The following is a 15,074-nucleotide window of genomic DNA, read 5'->3' as shown; positions in this document are numbered from 1 at the left end:
CATCTTGTAGGCGCCGTATTTCGCCTGCGAGTGCCGCAGCACCATGGAGTTGACGTTGACGATCGAGCCGTTGGACTCTTCCAGCGCCGGCGTGAAGGCCTGGATCAAACGCAACGCACCGAGCGCGCTGAGCTCGATCGCATCGCGGATGTGCTGAAAACTGGTGCCCGCCAACGGCTTCATCGACGGCACCCGGAACGCGTTGTTGATCAGGACGTCGACTTTGCCGAAGTTCGCCGTGGTGGACTCCACGAGGGCAGCAACATCGTCATCATCGGTGATGTCCGCGCGCACCGCCAGCGTCTTGTGTCCGGCGTCGTTGAGCTTGGTGGCGAGTTCCTCCAAGCGTTCGACCGTTCGTGCCGCCAGCACCAAGTCGGCGCCGTCTTTCGCGCACCGGTACGCCAGCGTGGTGCCGAGGCCCGGGCCCACGCCGCTGATCACGATTACCTTCTTTTCGAGCATTCCGGTCATGATTACCCCAGCATCCTGGCTGCAATTTGCTGTTGGCGCAACGCGATTCGTGTACGCCAGTCGTTGTCGGAGATCTTGTTGTGCTCGTAGTGCGGCAAAACGCCCGGGAGCGCGTCGACATTGACCAGCTCGACGGTAGGTCCGTCGGCTTCGATGAGTTGACGCGACACCCGCTGCCAGCGGAACTGCAGGAACCCGCGCCGGTGACCCAGGGTCTCCACCCAGTTGGTGACGCCGGGGTTCTGGTCGGCAACCACGATCCGGACCTTGCCGTCCGGATCCGCTTGGGCCTGAGCGTTGTTCAGCGATGTCTGATGGTTGATGTAGTCCAGCGAGATGTACCACAGGCTGCCCAGCTGGAACCCGAGGTAGGGCGCGTCGGTCACCGGCAGCGTGATGACGAGAGCCTCGTCGGGCCGCAGCTCGAAGTGCCCGACCGATGAGTACTGCGTCGCCAAGCCACCGGGCGTCAGGCGCGGCGGGACCATGGTGTTGACGGGGAGGTCCAGGTAGAACCACTGCGGAAATTGCAGCCAGGTCTTGATCCGGTTGACCAGTTGTTTTCCGGCTGCGCTGTAACGCTTTTCGATCGTTGCGCGGCTCAGCGGCGGCGGCGCGGTGCCGGCGGTATCCGATCGCGAGATGGAAAGCGTTCCTCGCTGAGCCGCCCAGTCGCCGTAGACCTCGCGGATCACCAATTGCCCTGTGCTGTTAGGCCGGACCTGCCACTCGAAGCTGCCGTCCGCGCCAATCTCGAGTTCGCGGTCGTCGAACGCGGCTTGGCTGACGGGCACGTTGTCGTCCGTGTACTCGCCGCCGAGCAGTTGGAAGCTCAGGTCGGTGGTGTTGCCGCGAACACCCTTGACGACGTAGTCGTGGTTGGGTTGCACCCGGCAGCCGAAGTAGAGAGTGTCCGGGTTGTCCAGGCCCATCTTGGTGTACGGCCCGGTTCCGGAAAGCAGCACTGGGTGGTCGCGGTCGTAGTCGAACACCATGTGCGTGCACGCGGCCACACACCCGGCCAGATATTGCAGCCCCTCGAGCAGGTCGGCTTCGGTCTCGATATGGGGCGCGGCGGCCACCAGTTTCTCGGACTCGGCGATGGCGTCGATCAGCGGCTGGGAGAAGGCGGGGACAGACACGCCTAGACGCTAGAACGTGTTCTAGTTTTCGTCAACAAGCGAACGTTGCCGCGGGCTTCACCAACGACGCAGGTTCACTAATTCCTGCACTGTTGCGACAGGTCGATCAGATGCTGGCGCACGTCCGGATGCCGACTGAGGTAGTCGAGGACGTTGGAGCCGCCGCCCTCTGCCTGAGACTGTGACGCCAGGTGCTGCTTGACGTCCGGATGACGCTTCAGATACGAGTCGATCGATTGACCGACGGTCTGGTCGCATGCCGCGCTCGCCACCGGCAGCGCGATCATTGTCGCGGCCGAGACGGCGAGCAGCCCCCCGGCCAAGAGGCCGCGCATCCCGCGGCCGACTGTTGTGGATGTCGTGCTCATGCGCGTGAGGTTACTCGCCGCACCTTTGCCTGACCTGTGCGTGCGCTCAGATCATTTCGAGGCGGCGGCGCCGCTCTCCTGCTCGCGCTTGATTTCCAGCGCGATGTCGATGAGCTGGTCTTCCTGGCCGCCGATCAGCTTGCGCTGACCGGCCCGGTGCAGCAGCTGGTGAGCCGGAACGCCGTAGCGCTCGGACTGACGGACCGCGTGTTTGAGGAAGCTGGAGTACACCCCCGAGTAGCCCATGATCAGCGCGTTGCGGTCCAGCAGGCATTCGGCCGGCATGGCCGGGGCCACCACCTCTTCGGCGGCATCGGCGATGTCGAAGAAGTCGATCCCGGTCTTGACGCCGATCTTGTCGAACACACCGATCAGCGCCTCGACCGGCGCGTTGCCCGCACCCGCCCCGAACCGACGGCACGAGCCGTCGATCTGCTTGGCACCGGCCCGGACGGCCTCCACCGAGTTGGCCACCCCCAGCCCGAGGTTCTCGTGCCCGTGGAAACCCACCTGGGCGTCGTCGCCGAGCTCGGCCACCAGGGCAGCCACCCGGTCGCTCACACCCTCGAGCACGAGCGCTCCCGCGGAGTCGACGACGTAGACGCATTGGCAGCCGGCGTCGGCCATGATGCGGGCCTGCGCGGCCAGCTTCTCCGGCGGGATGGTGTGCGACATCATCAGGAATCCGACGGTTTCCAGGCCCAGCTCGCGGGCCAGCCCGAAGTGCTGAATCGAGACGTCGGCCTCGGTGCAGTGCGTGGCGATCCGGCAGATCGAGCCGCCGTTGTTCTGCGCCTCCTTGATGTCCTCCTTGGTGCCGACGCCGGGCAGCATCAGGAAGGCGATCTTGGCTTCCTTGGCCGTCTCGGCCGCGAGCTTGATCAGCTCTTGCTCGGGCGTCTTGGAGAACCCGTAGTTGAAGCTCGACCCACCGAGCCCGTCGCCATGCGTCACCTCGATGACCGGTACGCCCGCATTGTCGAGCGCGGCCACGATGGCGCCGACCTCGTCCTTGGTGAACTGGTGACGCTTGTGGTGCGAGCCGTCCCGCAGGGAAGTATCCGTCAGCCGGACGTCCCAGATCGGGTTGAAGAAGATCTCGCTCATGCCTTCGCTCCTCCCGCAGCCGCGGACAGGGATTCCTTGGCGATTTCTTCGCCGACCTTGGTGGCCGCCGCGGTCATGATGTCGAGGTTGCCCGCGTACGGCGGCAGGTAATCACCGGCGCCCTCGACCTCGACGAACGTGGTGACCAATGCCTGACCACCCGAGTGCACCGACGGGTCGTCGAACTGCGGCTCGTTGAGCATCCGGTAGCCCGGCACGTACGTCTGCACCTCGGCGACGACGTCGCGGATCGACTGGGCGATCGCATCCCGGTCGGCGTCCTCCGGGATCGCGCAGAAGATGGTGTCGCGCATGATCATCGGCGGGTCGGCCGGATTCAGGATGATGATCGCCTTGCCGCGGTTGGCACCGCCGATGGTCTGCACACCACGCGACGTGGTCTTGGTGAACTCGTCGATGTTGGCCCGGGTGCCCGGGCCGGCTGACGACGAGGACACCGACGCGACGATCTCCGCGTAGGGCACTTCGACGACGCGACTGACCGCGTAGACGATGGGGATCGTCGCTTGGCCCCCGCAGGTGATCATGTTGACGTTCGGTGCGTCGAGGTGCTCACGCAGGTTGGCCGGCGGGATCACCGCCGGACCGACCGCGGCAGGCGTCAGATCGATGGCCCGGATGCCGGCGGCCTCGTATTTCGGCGCCGCGTCCCGGTGCACGTAGGCGCTGGTCGCCTCGAACACCATGTCGGGCTTCTCGGACTGCGCCAGTAGCCAGTCGACGCCTTCGTGGGTGGTCTCCAGCCCCAGCTTGCGGGCTCGGGCCAAGCCTTCGCTCGCCGGATCGATGCCAACCATCCAGCGCGGTTCCAGCCACTCCGAGCGCAGCAGCTTGTACAGAAGATCGGTGCTGATGTTGCCCGATCCGACGATGGCCACACTCATCTTCGACGGCATGGATGCTCCTTTACTCGAAAGACAACCGGACGGACCCGAGGCCGTCGAAATCGGCGACGAAGTTGCTGCCGGGGCGCGCGTCGATGGCCCGGGTACACGAACCGGGCAACACGATGTCGCCGGCCCGAAGCCGCACCCCAAAGCTTTCCACCTTGCGGGCCAGCCACGCCACCGCAGTCACCGGGTTGCCCAGGACCGCGTCGCTGCGACCCTCGGCCACCACCTCGCCGTTGTTGGTCAGCACCGCGTCGATCGACTTGATGTCGATGTCAGCGGGTGCCACCCGCGCATCGCCCAGCACAAAGCCCGCAGAGGACGCGTTGTCGGCGATGGTGTCGCACAGTGCGATCTTCCAGTCGGTGATCCTGCTGTCGATCAGCTCGATGGACGGCATGAAGGCTTCGGTCGCGGCCAGCACGTCGTCTTCGGTGCAGTTCGCACCCGGTAGGTCGTGGGCCAAGATGAAACCGACCTCGACTTCCACCCGCGGATACAAATACTTACTCGCCTTCATCGGGATGTCCTCGAAGACCTGCATCTCGTCGAGCAGGTGCCCGTAGTCCGGCTCATCGACGCCCATCATCTGCTGCATGGCCAGCGACGACAGGCCTACCTTGTGACCGACCACCCGGGCGCCCTCGGCGACCCGCTGCCGGATGTTGATCAGCTGTATTTCGTAGGCGTCGACCACGTCGATCTCGGGGTGTCCAGCCGTCAGCGGCGTGATCGGTTGGCGGCTCCGCTCGGCCTGCGCGAGGTCGGCGGCCAACTCGTCGCGGGCGGCTACCGAGATCATTTGGCCGAAGTCCCCTCACTCGTTTGACCGGGCCAGTAGCGCCCGGCCCCGGCAATTCTATAACGTGTTCTACATGACAGCTCAGGAGTTCGACGTCGTCGTGGTCGGAAGCGGCGGCGCCGGCATGGTTGCTGCCCTTGCTGCCGCCCACCGGGGTCTTTCGACAATAGTCATCGAGAAGGCCGCCCATTACGGCGGCTCCACCGCACGCTCGGGCGGCGGTGTGTGGATTCCGAACAACGAAATCCTCAAGCGCGACGGCGTCAAGGACACGGCGGATGCGGCCCGCACGTATTTGCACGGGATCATCGGCGACGTCGTCGAAGCGCAGCGGATCGACACCTACCTCGAGCGTGGTCCCGAGATGCTGTCGTTCGTGCTGAAGCACTCGCCGCTGAAGATGTGCTGGGTGCCGCAATACGCCGACTACTACCCCGAGGCCCCAGGCGGTCGGGCCGGCGGCCGTTCCATCGAGCCGAAGCCGTTCAACGCCAAAAAGCTCGGCCCCGATCTGCCCGGGCTGGAGCCGCCGTACGGCAAGGTCCCGCTGAACGTCGTTGTGATGCAACAGGACTACGTGCGCTTGAACCAGCTCAAGCGCCATCCGCGCGGGGTGCTGCGCAGTCTGAGAGTCGGCGCGCGCACCATGTGGGCGAAAGCCACCGGTCAGAACCTGGTCGGCATGGGACGCGCACTGATCGCGCCACTGCGGATCGGCCTTCAAAAGGCCGGCGTCCCGGTACAGCTCAACACCGCGCTGACCGATCTGTATGTCGAGGACGGCGTGGTCCGCGGCGTCTACGTTCGCGACACAAAGATGTCGGAAACCGCTGAGCCACAGCTGATCCGGGCAAGAAAAGCAGTCATTCTCGGCAGCGGCGGATTCGAGCACAACGAGCAGATGCGGGTCAAGTACCAGCGCGCGCCGATCACCACCGAGTGGACGGTCGGCGCCAAGGCCAACACCGGCGACGGCATCCTCGCCGCCGAAAAGCTGGGCGCCGCACTCGACGTCATGGAGGACGCCTGGTGGGGACCGACAGTTCCCCTGGTCGGCGCACCGTGGTTCGCGTTGTCTGAGCGCAACTCCCCCGGCTCGATCATCGTCAACATGTCCGGCCAACGATTCATGAACGAATCCATGCCGTACGTCGAAGCCTGCCACCACATGTATGGCGGCGACTACGGTCAGGGGCCGGGCCCGGGCGAGAACATCCCGGCATGGCTGGTGTTCGACCAGCAGTACCGCAACCGGTATATCTTCGCGGGATTGCAACCAGGACAACGTATTCCACGTAAGTGGATGGATTCTGGCGTGATTGTTCAGGCGGACACGCTGGAAGAACTGGCTGCCAAGGCCGGCTTGCCGGTCGACGAGTTCAGCGCGACGGTCCAGCGTTTCAACGGCTTCGCGCGCTCGGGCGTCGACACCGACTATCACCGCGGCGAAAGCGCCTACGACCGCTACTACGGCGACCCGACGAACAAGCCGAACCCGAACCTCGGCGAGATCAGCCATCCGCCGTACTACGCCGCCAAGATGGTTCCGGGCGACCTGGGCACCAAGGGTGGTATCCGCACTGACGTGAACGGCCGCGCACTACGCGACGACGGCAGCGTGATCGACGGCTTGTACGCGGCGGGCAATGTCAGCGCTCCCGTGATGGGGCACACCTATCCGGGCCCGGGCGGCACCATCGGCCCCGCCATGACGTTCGGCTACCTGGCCGCCCTGCACATCGCCGGAGCGTCCGGCGACGATGCGGGTCAGAATGACCAGAGGAGAAACCGGACAGAGGGAAACCGCTGACATGCCGATCAACCCTGAGGTCGCGCTGGCCGCTGAGCTGGACCCGATCGAATTCGCTTGGAGCAGTAGCGATATCCAGCTCTATCACCTCGGTCTGGGTGCCGGTGCCGACCCGATGGACGCACAGGAGCTGCGCTACCTGGTCGACGACACGCCGCAGGTGCTACCGACGTTCGGCAACGTCGCGGCCAGCTTCCACATGACCAAGCCGCCGACCGTGCAGTTCCCCGGCATCGACATCGAACTGAGCAGGGTCCTGCACGCCAGCGAGCAGGTCACCGTACCCGCGCCGCTGCCACCGTCGGGTTCGGGAACGGCGGTCACCCGGTTCACCGACATCTGGGACAAGGGCAAAGCCGCGGTCATCTGGTCCGAAACTCAGGTGACCGCGCCGGACGGCACGCTGCTGTGGACGCAGCGCCGTTCGATCTTTGCCCGCGGCGAGGGCGGTTTCGGCGGCGAGCGCGGGCCGTCGACCTCGGCGGCCGCACCCGAGCGGGCGCCCGACCTGGAACTCGACATTCCGATCCTGCCGCAGCAGGCGCTGCTCTACCGGCTGTGCGGCGATCGCAACCCACTGCATTCCGATCCCGGATTCGCCTCTGCTGCGGGGTTTCCACGGCCCATCCTGCATGGCCTGTGCACCTATGGCATGACCTGCAAGGCCTTGACCGACGCGCTGCTCGACGGCAACGCCGGCGCCGTCGGCTCCTACGGCGCGCGGTTTGCCGGTGTGGCCTATCCCGGCGAGACACTGACGGCTGCGGTCTGGAAAGAGGACGGGCACCTGCTGGCCACGGTCACCGCGCCGGCCCGCGAGAACGCCGTCGTACTCAGCGGCGTCGAGCTCGTTCCGGTTTAGCCCAGAATCAGGCCGGACGTCGTCACGTGCGATGTAGACGTTCCACAGCGTCAAGTCTTGTTATCTGAGACATTCTCAGTCAAAGTTGAGCGTTCACTCACTCTGGGAGTCGCCGTGCTAGGCCGCTCGTTGATCGTCGCACTGTTCGCCGGTGCCGCAGTGCCGTCAATGGCGCTGATGTCTCCGGTCGCCACCGCAGACGACGCGGATGACTCACTTATCGCGCTGATGATGGGCGGGACGGCGATGCCGACGCCCAGCGAGTTCTGGCAAAACGGCATCATCACCGATTACATCGACCCGGCGACCGGTGGTAGCTATACGCCGGTGCTGGTCTCGACTCCCGAATCATTCTCCAGCACTTCGGTTTCCGAGGGACTGGCGGATCTTCAGGCCGCGATGGATCAACACACAGCGCCGTACCTCGTCGAAGGTTATTCGCAGAGCGCGGTGATCGCGGTCGATGAGGAAATCGCACTAATGCAGTCTGGGCAGGCTCCACCCGACGCGACTTTTCTGCTGCTGGGTTCACTGAACCGACCCGACGGTGGTCTTTTTGAGCGATTCCCCGGTCTGCTCATCCCGGGGCTACCGGCGTTCGAGTTTAACGGCGCGGAGCCGATCGATGCCGGTATTCCAACTATCGACGTCGCGACCCAGTACGACTTCTTCGCCGATTTCCCACAGTTTCCGATCAACCCTATTGCCGACCTGAACGCCATCTTGGGCATCTATTACGCGCACGGCGCTTACGGGGAGGGCCTGGTGCCTAAAGACATCCCCCCATTCTGGCAGTTGTCGGAACCGCTGACCGGACCGTACGCCAGTGAATACGTCCTCGGGTCAACCGAATTGGTCAAACAAATCGACGGCGACGCCACGTTCTACTTCATCCCCACCACCGATCTGCCACTACTCGATCCGCTCCGCAGCCTCGGGGTGCCCGAATCGGTGCTCAACATCTTTCAGCCCGCCCTGCAGGTGCTCGTCGAAGCGGGCTACGACCGATCCATCCCATTCGGCGACCCCACACCGGCCGAACTGATCCCCACCGTCGACCCGGCGACGTTCACCCTTGAATTCGCCAATGGCCTTGTGCAGGGCGCTAACAACGCCTTGGAGTTATTCGGCACGCAACTGCCCTACTTTCCCGAAATCGAAAGCTTCTTCGCGTCGGCAGAAGCGTGGACCGAGGCGAACATCGGCGTCCCGTACGACCACGTGGTCACCGAGCTCAACAACGCCTTCGACCCCTTCACCCTCTTCGCGGAGACGGAGGGGACACTAGCGCAAGGCATTCAGGTTTTGTTGAACGACACCGGGATTCAGCAGCTGCTGCTGGACCCCCTGCTCGGGCTCGTCGGGACCCTCGGCGGATTGGTTACGTCCTAACGACTTAGCCCAGGATTAGGCCGGAGGTCGGCACACCGGTGCCGGCGGTCACCAGCACATGCTCGACATCGGGCACCTGGTTCACCGAGGTGCCCCGCAATTGGCGGACTCCCTCAGCGATGCCGTTCATCCCGTGGATGTACGCCTCGCCGAGTTGCCCGCCGTGGGTGTTTATCGGCAGTCGCCCACCGATCTCGATGGCCCCGTCGGCGATGAAGTCCTTGGCCTCGCCCCAACCGCAGAATCCCAACTCTTCCAACTGAATCAGTGTGAACGGCGTGAAGTGGTCGTAGAGGATCGCGGTCTGGACATCCGTCGGCTTCAGACCGGATTGCGACCAGAGCTGCTTGCCCACCAGACCCATCTCGGGCAGACCATCGAGCTCCGGCCGGTAGTAGCTGACCATCGAATACTGGTCCGGGCTGGCACCCTGGGCCGCTGCCTCGATGATGGCCGGCCGGTTCTTCAGATCCTTTGCCCGCTCCGGCGACGTGACGACAAGCGCCACCGCGCCATCGGTCTCCTGGCAGCAGTCCAGCAGCCGCAGTGGCTCGGCGATCCACCGTGAATTCTGGTGCTCCTCAATCGTTATCGGCTTTTCGTAGAAATACGCTTTGGGATTTTTGGCGGCGTGCTTGCGATCGGCCACCGAGATCGCGCCGAAGTCGCGGCTGGTCGCCCCGGACAGATGCATGTAGCGCTTCGCGATCATGGCCACCTGCGCGGCGGGTGTGGACAGACCGTGCGGATAGGAGAACGAGTTGTCCACGCCGGTCGAATCGGCGTTCTCGAAGAGGCGGGCCTGCACCTGGCCGAACCGCGTGCCTGAGCGTTCGTTGAAAGCCCGGTATGCCACAACGCAATCCGCGACACCAGTGGCGACTGCGATCGCCGCCTGCTGAATGGTCGCGCAAGCCGCGCCGCCACCGTGGTGGATCTTGGAGAAGAACTTCAGGTCTCCGATGCCGGTGGCCCGGGCGATGGCGACCTCAGTGTTCGAGTCCATCGTGAAGGTGACCATGCCGTCGACATCACCCGGTGTCAGGCCGGCATCGTCGAGCGCGTCCATGACAGCCTCGGCGGCCAGCCGGAGCTCGCTGCGCCCGGAGTTCTTCGAGAAGTCGGTGGCGCCGATGCCGACAATCGCCGCCTTACCGGAGAGTTCACCGGCCACCAGAACCTCCGATGGTCAATGTCGCGTTCGCAATGACGTGATCGCCAAGGCTGTTGCTGCCAACGACTTTCAATGTGATCAACCCGTCGTCGACCGCGGTCACCTCGCCCTTGAACGTCACCGTGTCGTAGGCGTACCACGGCACACCCAGCCGCAGCCCGATCGACTTGATCAAGGCCGACGGGCCAGCCCAGTCGGTGATGTAGCGCTGCACCAGGCCGGTGTCGGTGAGGATGTTGACGAAGATGTCCTTGGATCCCTTGGCCTGCGCCTTGTCCCGGTCGTGGTGGACGTCCTGGTAGTCACGGGTGGCGATCGCCGTCGAGATGATGAACGTCGGGTCGCCGTGTAACGACAACTCCGGCAGCTTCGTGCCGACCTCAACCGTCGGGGTGCTCATGCCTCCGACTCCCACGCATACAGCGTCCAGGCCGGGCCGATGTCGTTTGCCGGGAAGTCGATATACGTTGCCCTGACCGGCATTCCAACCTCAACGGTCGCCGGATCGACGTTCCGCAGCTCGCCGAGCATCCGCACGCCCTCCTCCAACTGTACGAGCGCGATGACGAAAGGCAGTGTGCGACCGGGCACCTTCGGCGCGTGGTGCACCACGAAGCTGAACACTGTGCCCTTACCGCTGGCAACGACGTAGTCGGCTGCCTTGTCTTTGTCCTGCCAGATGGCCGGCACCGGGGGGTGCTGCAGGCTGCCATCGGGCCGCTTCTGGATCCGCAGCTCGTGCGCCTTGACGCCGTCCCAGAAGAACTTGGTGTCCTTGGATTCCGACGGCCTCATCATCGCGTTGGCGTCCAGGTCCCCGGGCACCGCAGTCGGTGCGTCCTGAGATTCGCGCGGCTTGAATTTGAGTATCCGCCAGTTCATTTCGGCAACGTCTTCGTCGCCTACCCGCCACACGATGTGCTGGTTGATGAACCAGCCCTCGCCCAGGCCGGTTTGCTTGGGGCCGACGACGTCACCCATCTCTGAGGCGATGCTGACTTCCTCGCCGGGTCGCAGGTAGCGGTGATACGTCTGCTCGCAGTTCGTCGCGACCACGCCGATATAGCCGTTGTCGTCCATCAGCTTCATGATCGGGCCCATGGGATCGTCGGTCGGACGTTCGCTATTCAGTCCGAACATCGTCCACACCTGAATCATGGCCGGTGGAGCGACAATTCCGGGGTGGCCGACGGCGCGGGCCGCATCCTCATCGGTGTAGATGGGGTTGGTGTCGCCGATCGCTTCAACCCAGCTGTTGACCATCGGCTGATTCACCGGGTCGCGGCCGGCGCGCGGCTTGGGGCCGCCGGCCGCCTTGATCTCCGCGAGCGCCTCGTGGATATCCGTCATCGGGGCACCCTCGGCACTTTGAGGCCGGACGCCGCGATCATCTCGCGCATCACTTCGTTCACGCCTCCACCGAAGGTAATCACCAGATTGCGCTTGGTTTGCGAGTCGAGCCAGTCCAGCAGTTCGGCAGTGTCCGACTCAGCCGGGTTGCCATACTTGCCGACGATCTCCTCGGCCAGCCGGCCGATGTACTGAATGCTCTCGGTGCCAAAGACTTTTGTCGATGCGGCATCGGCGACGTTGATGTCCTCGCCCGCGGCAGCCACCTGCCAGTTGAGTAGTTCGTTGACCCGCCACATGGAATAGATCTCACCGAGCGCCCGCTTGACGTCTTGGTGATCGATGGGAGTGACGCCGTCGCCGCCCGGCTTTGACGCCCAGTCGTGCAGCCGGTCGTAGATGCCCGCAGTGCGGCCGGCCGGACCCAACATCACCCGTTCGTTGTTGAGCTGGGTGGTGATCAGTCGCCATCCGCCGTTCTCCTCGCCGACCAACATGTCGGCGGGAACCCGGACGTCGTTGTAGTACGTGGCGTTGGTGTGGTGGGCGCCGTCAGACAGAATGATCGGCGTCCAGGAGTACCCGGGATCCTTGGTGTCGACGATCAGGATCGAAATACCCTTGTGCTTCACGGCTTCTGGGTCGGTGCGGCAGGCCAGCCAGATGTAGTCGGCGTCGTGCGCACCTGTGGTGAAGATCTTCTGACCGTTGACGATGTACTCGTCGCCGTGGCGGATGGCCGTGGTGCGCAGCGACGCCAGGTCGGTGCCGGCTTCGGGCTCGGTGTAGCCGATCGCGAAATGGACTTCACCGGCCAGGATCGACGGCAGGAACTTCTTCTTCTGCATATCGCTGCCGAACTGCTGCAGCACCGGACCAACGGTTTGCAGGGTCACCGCGGGCAGCGGCACATCGGCGCGATGGGCCTCGTTGACGAAGATCGACTGCTCGATCGGGCCGAAACCCAGGCCGCCGAACTCTTTTGGCCATCCGACGCCGAGCTTGCCGTCCCGGCCCATCCGACGGATCACCGCGCGGTACGCCTCGTTGTGCCGGTCCTTCTCCATCGCTTTCATCTCGTCGGACGAGATGAGGTTGGAAAAGTATTGCCGCATTTCGGCTTGCAGCTGACGTTGTTCCGGAGTCAGTTCGATGAACATTGCGCTCCAACCAGGTCGAGACGGTGGGAAGGCCCGCCCAACAAACGGGTCAGGTCCTTGATCGTGGAGTAGTACCGGTGCATCGGGTAGGTGATGTCCATCCCCATGCCGCCGTGCAGGTGGTGACAGGTCTGCATCACCGGCGGTGCCTGCGAGGTGATCCAATAGCCGAGCACATCCAGATCCTGGTCGGCGTCGCGGCCTTCGGACAGCCGCCAGATCACCGACATCGACGCCAAATCGATGGTCCGCGAAGCGATGTAGACCTCGGCGAGTTGCGCGGCAACAGTCTGGAAGGTGGACAGCGGCTTGCCGAACTGCTCGCGGTGGGCGACATAGTCTGCGGTCAGCCGCAGTGCACCGGCGACCAGTCCGGCGGTGTAGGCGCCGAGCGCGGCCAGTGCTAGCTGATTCACCCGATGTGCCGTCGCCCCGGTCAGCACGTCCTCGTCGGCCACTGAGACATCAGAGAAGGTGACCACGTATTCGTCAGACCCACTGGACGTCGGCGTCTTCGCGATCTGCACACCGTCAGCCTTGGCCCAGACCACCACGACAGCGCTGTCGGCGGTGACGAGTATCCACTCCGCGTTTTCGGCATACCCGACACCGACTTTGGTGCCTGAGAGCCGACCGTTCGCGAACGTCGTGGCGGGCCGGTCTGGCAACGCCGTGCCCGGCTCGTTCAGCGCCGCGGTGAGCACCGATCCCTTGGCCAGGCCGCCGAGGTAGCGATCCTGCTGATCATCGGAAGCCGAGTCCAGCAACGGAATCGCAGCAAAACCGAGAGTCGCCAGTGCCGGACTGATCAGGCCGTGCCGACCGATCTCGGTCAGCGCCGTCGCGATCTCCGGCAGCCCGACACCGTCCCCGCCCGCCCGTTCGGGCACCGGTAGCGCCGTCACGCCACCGGCGACCAGTGCCTCCCAGGAGTTGTCCCGGTCGAGTACCGAGGTGACCACATCGGCGACGGCTTGCTGCGCTGGATCTGGCGTGAAATCCATCAGTTGGCGACCGCGCTTTTACCGGAGTAGTCGACCTGCCAGTGCTTGATGCCGTTGAGCCATCCCGACCGCAGCCGTTCGGGTTCCGATATCGGCTTGAGGTCTGGCATGTGGTCGGCGACGGCGTTGAAGATCAGGTTGATGGTCATCCGGGCCAGGTTTGCGCCGATGCAGTAGTGCGCACCGGTGCCACCGAAGCCCACGTGCGGGTTCGGGTCACGCAGGATGTTGAACGAGTGCGGATCCTCGAACACCTCTTCGTCGAAATTGGCCGAGCGGTAGGACATCACCAGCCGCTGGCCCTTCTTGATCTGGACGCCGCCCAACTCGAGATCCTCGTTGGCGGTGCGCTGGAAGGCCGACACCGGCGTGGCCCAGCGGACGATCTCGTCGGCGGTGGTCGATGGGCGTTCCTTCTTGTACAACTCCCATTGATCCGGGTTGTTCGCGAAGGCGATCATTCCGTGCGTGATCGAGTTGCGAGTGGTTTCGTTGCCCGCCACCGCCAGCATGATGACGAAGAAGCCGAACTCGTCATCGGACAGCTTCTCCCCGTCGATGTCGGCCTCGATCAAGGTCGTAACGATGTCGTCGGTCGGGTTCTTGCCCCGCTCGTCGGCCATCGCCATCGCGTACATGATCAGTTCCATCGACGACTGCGCCGGATCGACGTCGGCGAACTCGGGGTCCTCGCCGCCGGTCATCTCGTTGGACCAGCGGAACAGCTTGTCGCGGTCGTCCTGCGGCACGCCCAAAAGGCCGGCGATGGCCTGCAGCGGTAGCTCACATGACACCTGCTCGACGAAGTCGCCACTACCCGCGGCGGCCGCGTTCTTGGCGATGTTCTGGGCGCGCTGTGCGAGCTCTTCCTCCAGCCGACCGACCGCGCGGGGGGTGAATCCCCGGGAGATGATCTTGCGCAACCGGGTGTGGTGCGGGGCGTCCATGTTGAGCATGACGCTGCGCTGCAGTTCGACGTTCTCGCGCGTCATTTCCTTGGGCCAGGTCGGGATCGCGCCGTTCTGCCAACTGGAGAAGACGTCGCTGCGGCGCGACACTTCCTTTACGTCGGCGTGCCTGGTGAGGATCCAGTAGCCGTGATCCTCGAAGCCTCCGGTGCCGCCGGGCACGTCGACCCAGTGGATCGGCTCGGATTCGCGGAGCTGGGCGAGCTCTGTCACGGGAAGTGCGGCCAGGTTGACGTCCGGATCGAGGAAGTCGAACTCGGCGGGAATGTTGGGGGGTGCCATTGATTCTCTCCTGAACTACAACGTGTTCTAGTGCCAGTAAAACATGCTCTCGCCGCAGACCAAAAGGTGTCGGAGCATCGTCGCTTGTCAGGGTAATGAAACGTGTTCTAGCCTGACCTCATGGGTAACCCGGTAATTGTTGAAGCCACCCGCAGTCCGATCGGCAAACGTGCCGGGTGGTTGTCAGGACTGCACGCCACCGAGCTGTTGGGCGCCACGCAGAAGGCGCTCGTGGAGAAGGCCGGCATCGACGCCGGCGATGTCGAAC

At 64.3% G+C, this 15,074-nt stretch carries 15 protein-coding genes and 1 pseudogene; 4 read left to right on the top strand and 12 right to left on the bottom strand.

Features of this window, described 5'->3' with window-relative positions; translation table 11 throughout:
* From WAO18_RS03815 to WAO18_RS03790, 6 genes are all read right to left on the bottom strand, one after another.
* A partial coding sequence (locus WAO18_RS03815; protein WP_422204027.1) for an SDR family NAD(P)-dependent oxidoreductase occupies positions 1 to 474 on the bottom strand: 474 nt, incomplete at its 3' end.
* Between the two features lie 2 nt (positions 475 to 476).
* Positions 477 to 1,616, bottom strand: a complete 1,140-nt coding sequence (locus tag WAO18_RS03810; protein ID WP_422204026.1) for a hypothetical protein — start codon at positions 1,614 to 1,616, stop codon at positions 477 to 479.
* A 77-nt stretch (positions 1,617 to 1,693) separates the two neighbouring features.
* Entirely contained in the window at positions 1,694 to 1,984 is a 291-nt protein-coding gene (locus WAO18_RS03805) for a hypothetical protein (protein WP_422204024.1), read from the bottom strand.
* A gap of 51 nt (positions 1,985 to 2,035) precedes the next feature.
* A complete protein-coding gene (gene dmpG, locus WAO18_RS03800) occupies positions 2,036 to 3,091 on the bottom strand; it encodes a 4-hydroxy-2-oxovalerate aldolase (protein ID WP_422204023.1) in 1,056 nt (351 codons plus the stop codon).
* The gene (locus tag WAO18_RS03795) at positions 3,088 to 4,008 is read right to left on the bottom strand and encodes an acetaldehyde dehydrogenase (acetylating) (protein WP_422204021.1); all 921 of its coding nucleotides are present in this window, start codon (positions 4,006 to 4,008) and stop codon (positions 3,088 to 3,090) included. Before WAO18_RS03795 ends, dmpG begins: the two co-directional genes overlap by 4 nt.
* Before the next feature lie 10 nt (positions 4,009 to 4,018).
* Positions 4,019 to 4,804, bottom strand: coding sequence for a 2-keto-4-pentenoate hydratase (locus tag WAO18_RS03790; RefSeq protein ID WP_422204020.1), 786 nt, complete (start codon positions 4,802 to 4,804; stop codon positions 4,019 to 4,021).
* 73 nt (positions 4,805 to 4,877) lie between these two features.
* Between WAO18_RS03790 and kstD the strand changes: the two genes are divergently transcribed.
* From kstD to WAO18_RS03775, 3 genes are all read left to right on the top strand, one after another.
* Positions 4,878 to 6,614, top strand: a complete 1,737-nt coding sequence (gene kstD / locus WAO18_RS03785) for a 3-oxosteroid 1-dehydrogenase (protein WP_422204019.1) — start codon at positions 4,878 to 4,880, stop codon at positions 6,612 to 6,614.
* 1 nt (position 6,615) lies between these two features.
* Positions 6,616 to 7,476, top strand: a complete 861-nt coding sequence (locus tag WAO18_RS03780) for a MaoC/PaaZ C-terminal domain-containing protein (RefSeq protein WP_422204017.1) — start codon at positions 6,616 to 6,618, stop codon at positions 7,474 to 7,476.
* Positions 7,477 to 7,590: 114 nt separating this feature from the next.
* Positions 7,591 to 8,868 (top strand): PE-PPE domain-containing protein, encoded by a 1,278-nt coding sequence (locus WAO18_RS03775; protein ID WP_422204015.1) that lies wholly within the window; start codon positions 7,591 to 7,593, stop codon positions 8,866 to 8,868.
* Positions 8,869 to 8,872: 4 nt separating this feature from the next.
* On the opposite strand, the gene WAO18_RS03770 is transcribed toward WAO18_RS03775, so the two are convergent.
* From WAO18_RS03770 to WAO18_RS03745, 6 genes are read right to left on the bottom strand one after another with little or no spacing between them, the layout of a single operon-like run.
* On the bottom strand, positions 8,873 to 10,042 hold the full coding sequence (locus tag WAO18_RS03770) for a lipid-transfer protein (RefSeq protein WP_422204013.1): 1,170 nt from the start codon (positions 10,040 to 10,042) through the stop codon (positions 8,873 to 8,875).
* Entirely contained in the window at positions 10,032 to 10,442 is a 411-nt protein-coding gene (locus WAO18_RS03765) for a MaoC family dehydratase (RefSeq protein ID WP_422204012.1), read from the bottom strand. The genes WAO18_RS03770 and WAO18_RS03765 overlap by 11 nt, the downstream gene beginning before the upstream one ends.
* A complete protein-coding gene (locus WAO18_RS03760) occupies positions 10,439 to 11,392 on the bottom strand; it encodes a bifunctional MaoC family dehydratase N-terminal/OB-fold nucleic acid binding domain-containing protein (RefSeq protein ID WP_422204010.1) in 954 nt (317 codons plus the stop codon). The genes WAO18_RS03765 and WAO18_RS03760 overlap by 4 nt, the downstream gene beginning before the upstream one ends.
* Positions 11,389 to 12,552, bottom strand: a complete 1,164-nt coding sequence (gene fadE29 / locus WAO18_RS03755) for an acyl-CoA dehydrogenase FadE29 (protein WP_422204009.1) — start codon at positions 12,550 to 12,552, stop codon at positions 11,389 to 11,391. The genes WAO18_RS03760 and fadE29 overlap by 4 nt, the downstream gene beginning before the upstream one ends.
* Complete coding sequence (locus WAO18_RS03750; protein WP_422204008.1) at positions 12,537 to 13,556, bottom strand: acyl-CoA dehydrogenase family protein; 1,020 nt, start codon at positions 13,554 to 13,556, stop codon at positions 12,537 to 12,539. Before WAO18_RS03750 ends, fadE29 begins: the two co-directional genes overlap by 16 nt.
* Entirely contained in the window at positions 13,556 to 14,806 is a 1,251-nt protein-coding gene (locus tag WAO18_RS03745) for a cytochrome P450 (protein WP_422204006.1), read from the bottom strand. Before WAO18_RS03745 ends, WAO18_RS03750 begins: the two co-directional genes overlap by 1 nt.
* A gap of 120 nt (positions 14,807 to 14,926) precedes the next feature.
* On the opposite strand from WAO18_RS03745, the pseudogene WAO18_RS03740 reads away from it, so the two are divergent.
* A pseudogene (locus WAO18_RS03740) lies at positions 14,927 to 15,074 on the top strand (steroid 3-ketoacyl-CoA thiolase); the annotation flags it as partial.

The sequence above is a fragment of the Mycobacterium sp. genome (assembly GCF_049278535.1).
Taxonomy (GTDB): domain Bacteria; phylum Actinomycetota; class Actinomycetes; order Mycobacteriales; family Mycobacteriaceae; genus Mycobacterium.
Note: the sequence above shows the minus strand (reverse complement) of the source record. Positions and strands in the feature narration are given on the sequence as shown.

Excerpts from the sequence above, each read along its gene's own strand:
- WAO18_RS03780 (WP_422204017.1), top strand. The coding sequence starts at position 6,616 with ATGCCGATCAACCCTGAGGTCGCGCTGGCCGCTGAGCTGGACCCGATC.
- fadE29 (WP_422204009.1), bottom strand. The coding sequence starts at position 12,552 with ATGTTCATCGAACTGACTCCGGAACAACGTCAGCTGCAAGCCGAAATG.
- WAO18_RS03745 (WP_422204006.1), bottom strand. The coding sequence starts at position 14,806 with ATGGCACCCCCCAACATTCCCGCCGAGTTCGACTTCCTCGATCCGGAC.
- WAO18_RS03760 (WP_422204010.1), bottom strand. The coding sequence starts at position 11,392 with ATGACGGATATCCACGAGGCGCTCGCGGAGATCAAGGCGGCCGGCGGC.
- dmpG (WP_422204023.1), bottom strand. The coding sequence starts at position 3,091 with ATGAGCGAGATCTTCTTCAACCCGATCTGGGACGTCCGGCTGACGGAT.
- WAO18_RS03790 (WP_422204020.1), bottom strand. The coding sequence starts at position 4,804 with ATGATCTCGGTAGCCGCCCGCGACGAGTTGGCCGCCGACCTCGCGCAG.
- kstD (WP_422204019.1), top strand. The coding sequence starts at position 4,878 with ATGACAGCTCAGGAGTTCGACGTCGTCGTGGTCGGAAGCGGCGGCGCC.
- WAO18_RS03750 (WP_422204008.1), bottom strand. The coding sequence starts at position 13,556 with ATGGATTTCACGCCAGATCCAGCGCAGCAAGCCGTCGCCGATGTGGTC.
- WAO18_RS03765 (WP_422204012.1), bottom strand. The coding sequence starts at position 10,442 with ATGAGCACCCCGACGGTTGAGGTCGGCACGAAGCTGCCGGAGTTGTCG.
- WAO18_RS03795 (WP_422204021.1), bottom strand. The coding sequence starts at position 4,008 with ATGCCGTCGAAGATGAGTGTGGCCATCGTCGGATCGGGCAACATCAGC.
- WAO18_RS03805 (WP_422204024.1), bottom strand. The coding sequence starts at position 1,984 with ATGAGCACGACATCCACAACAGTCGGCCGCGGGATGCGCGGCCTCTTG.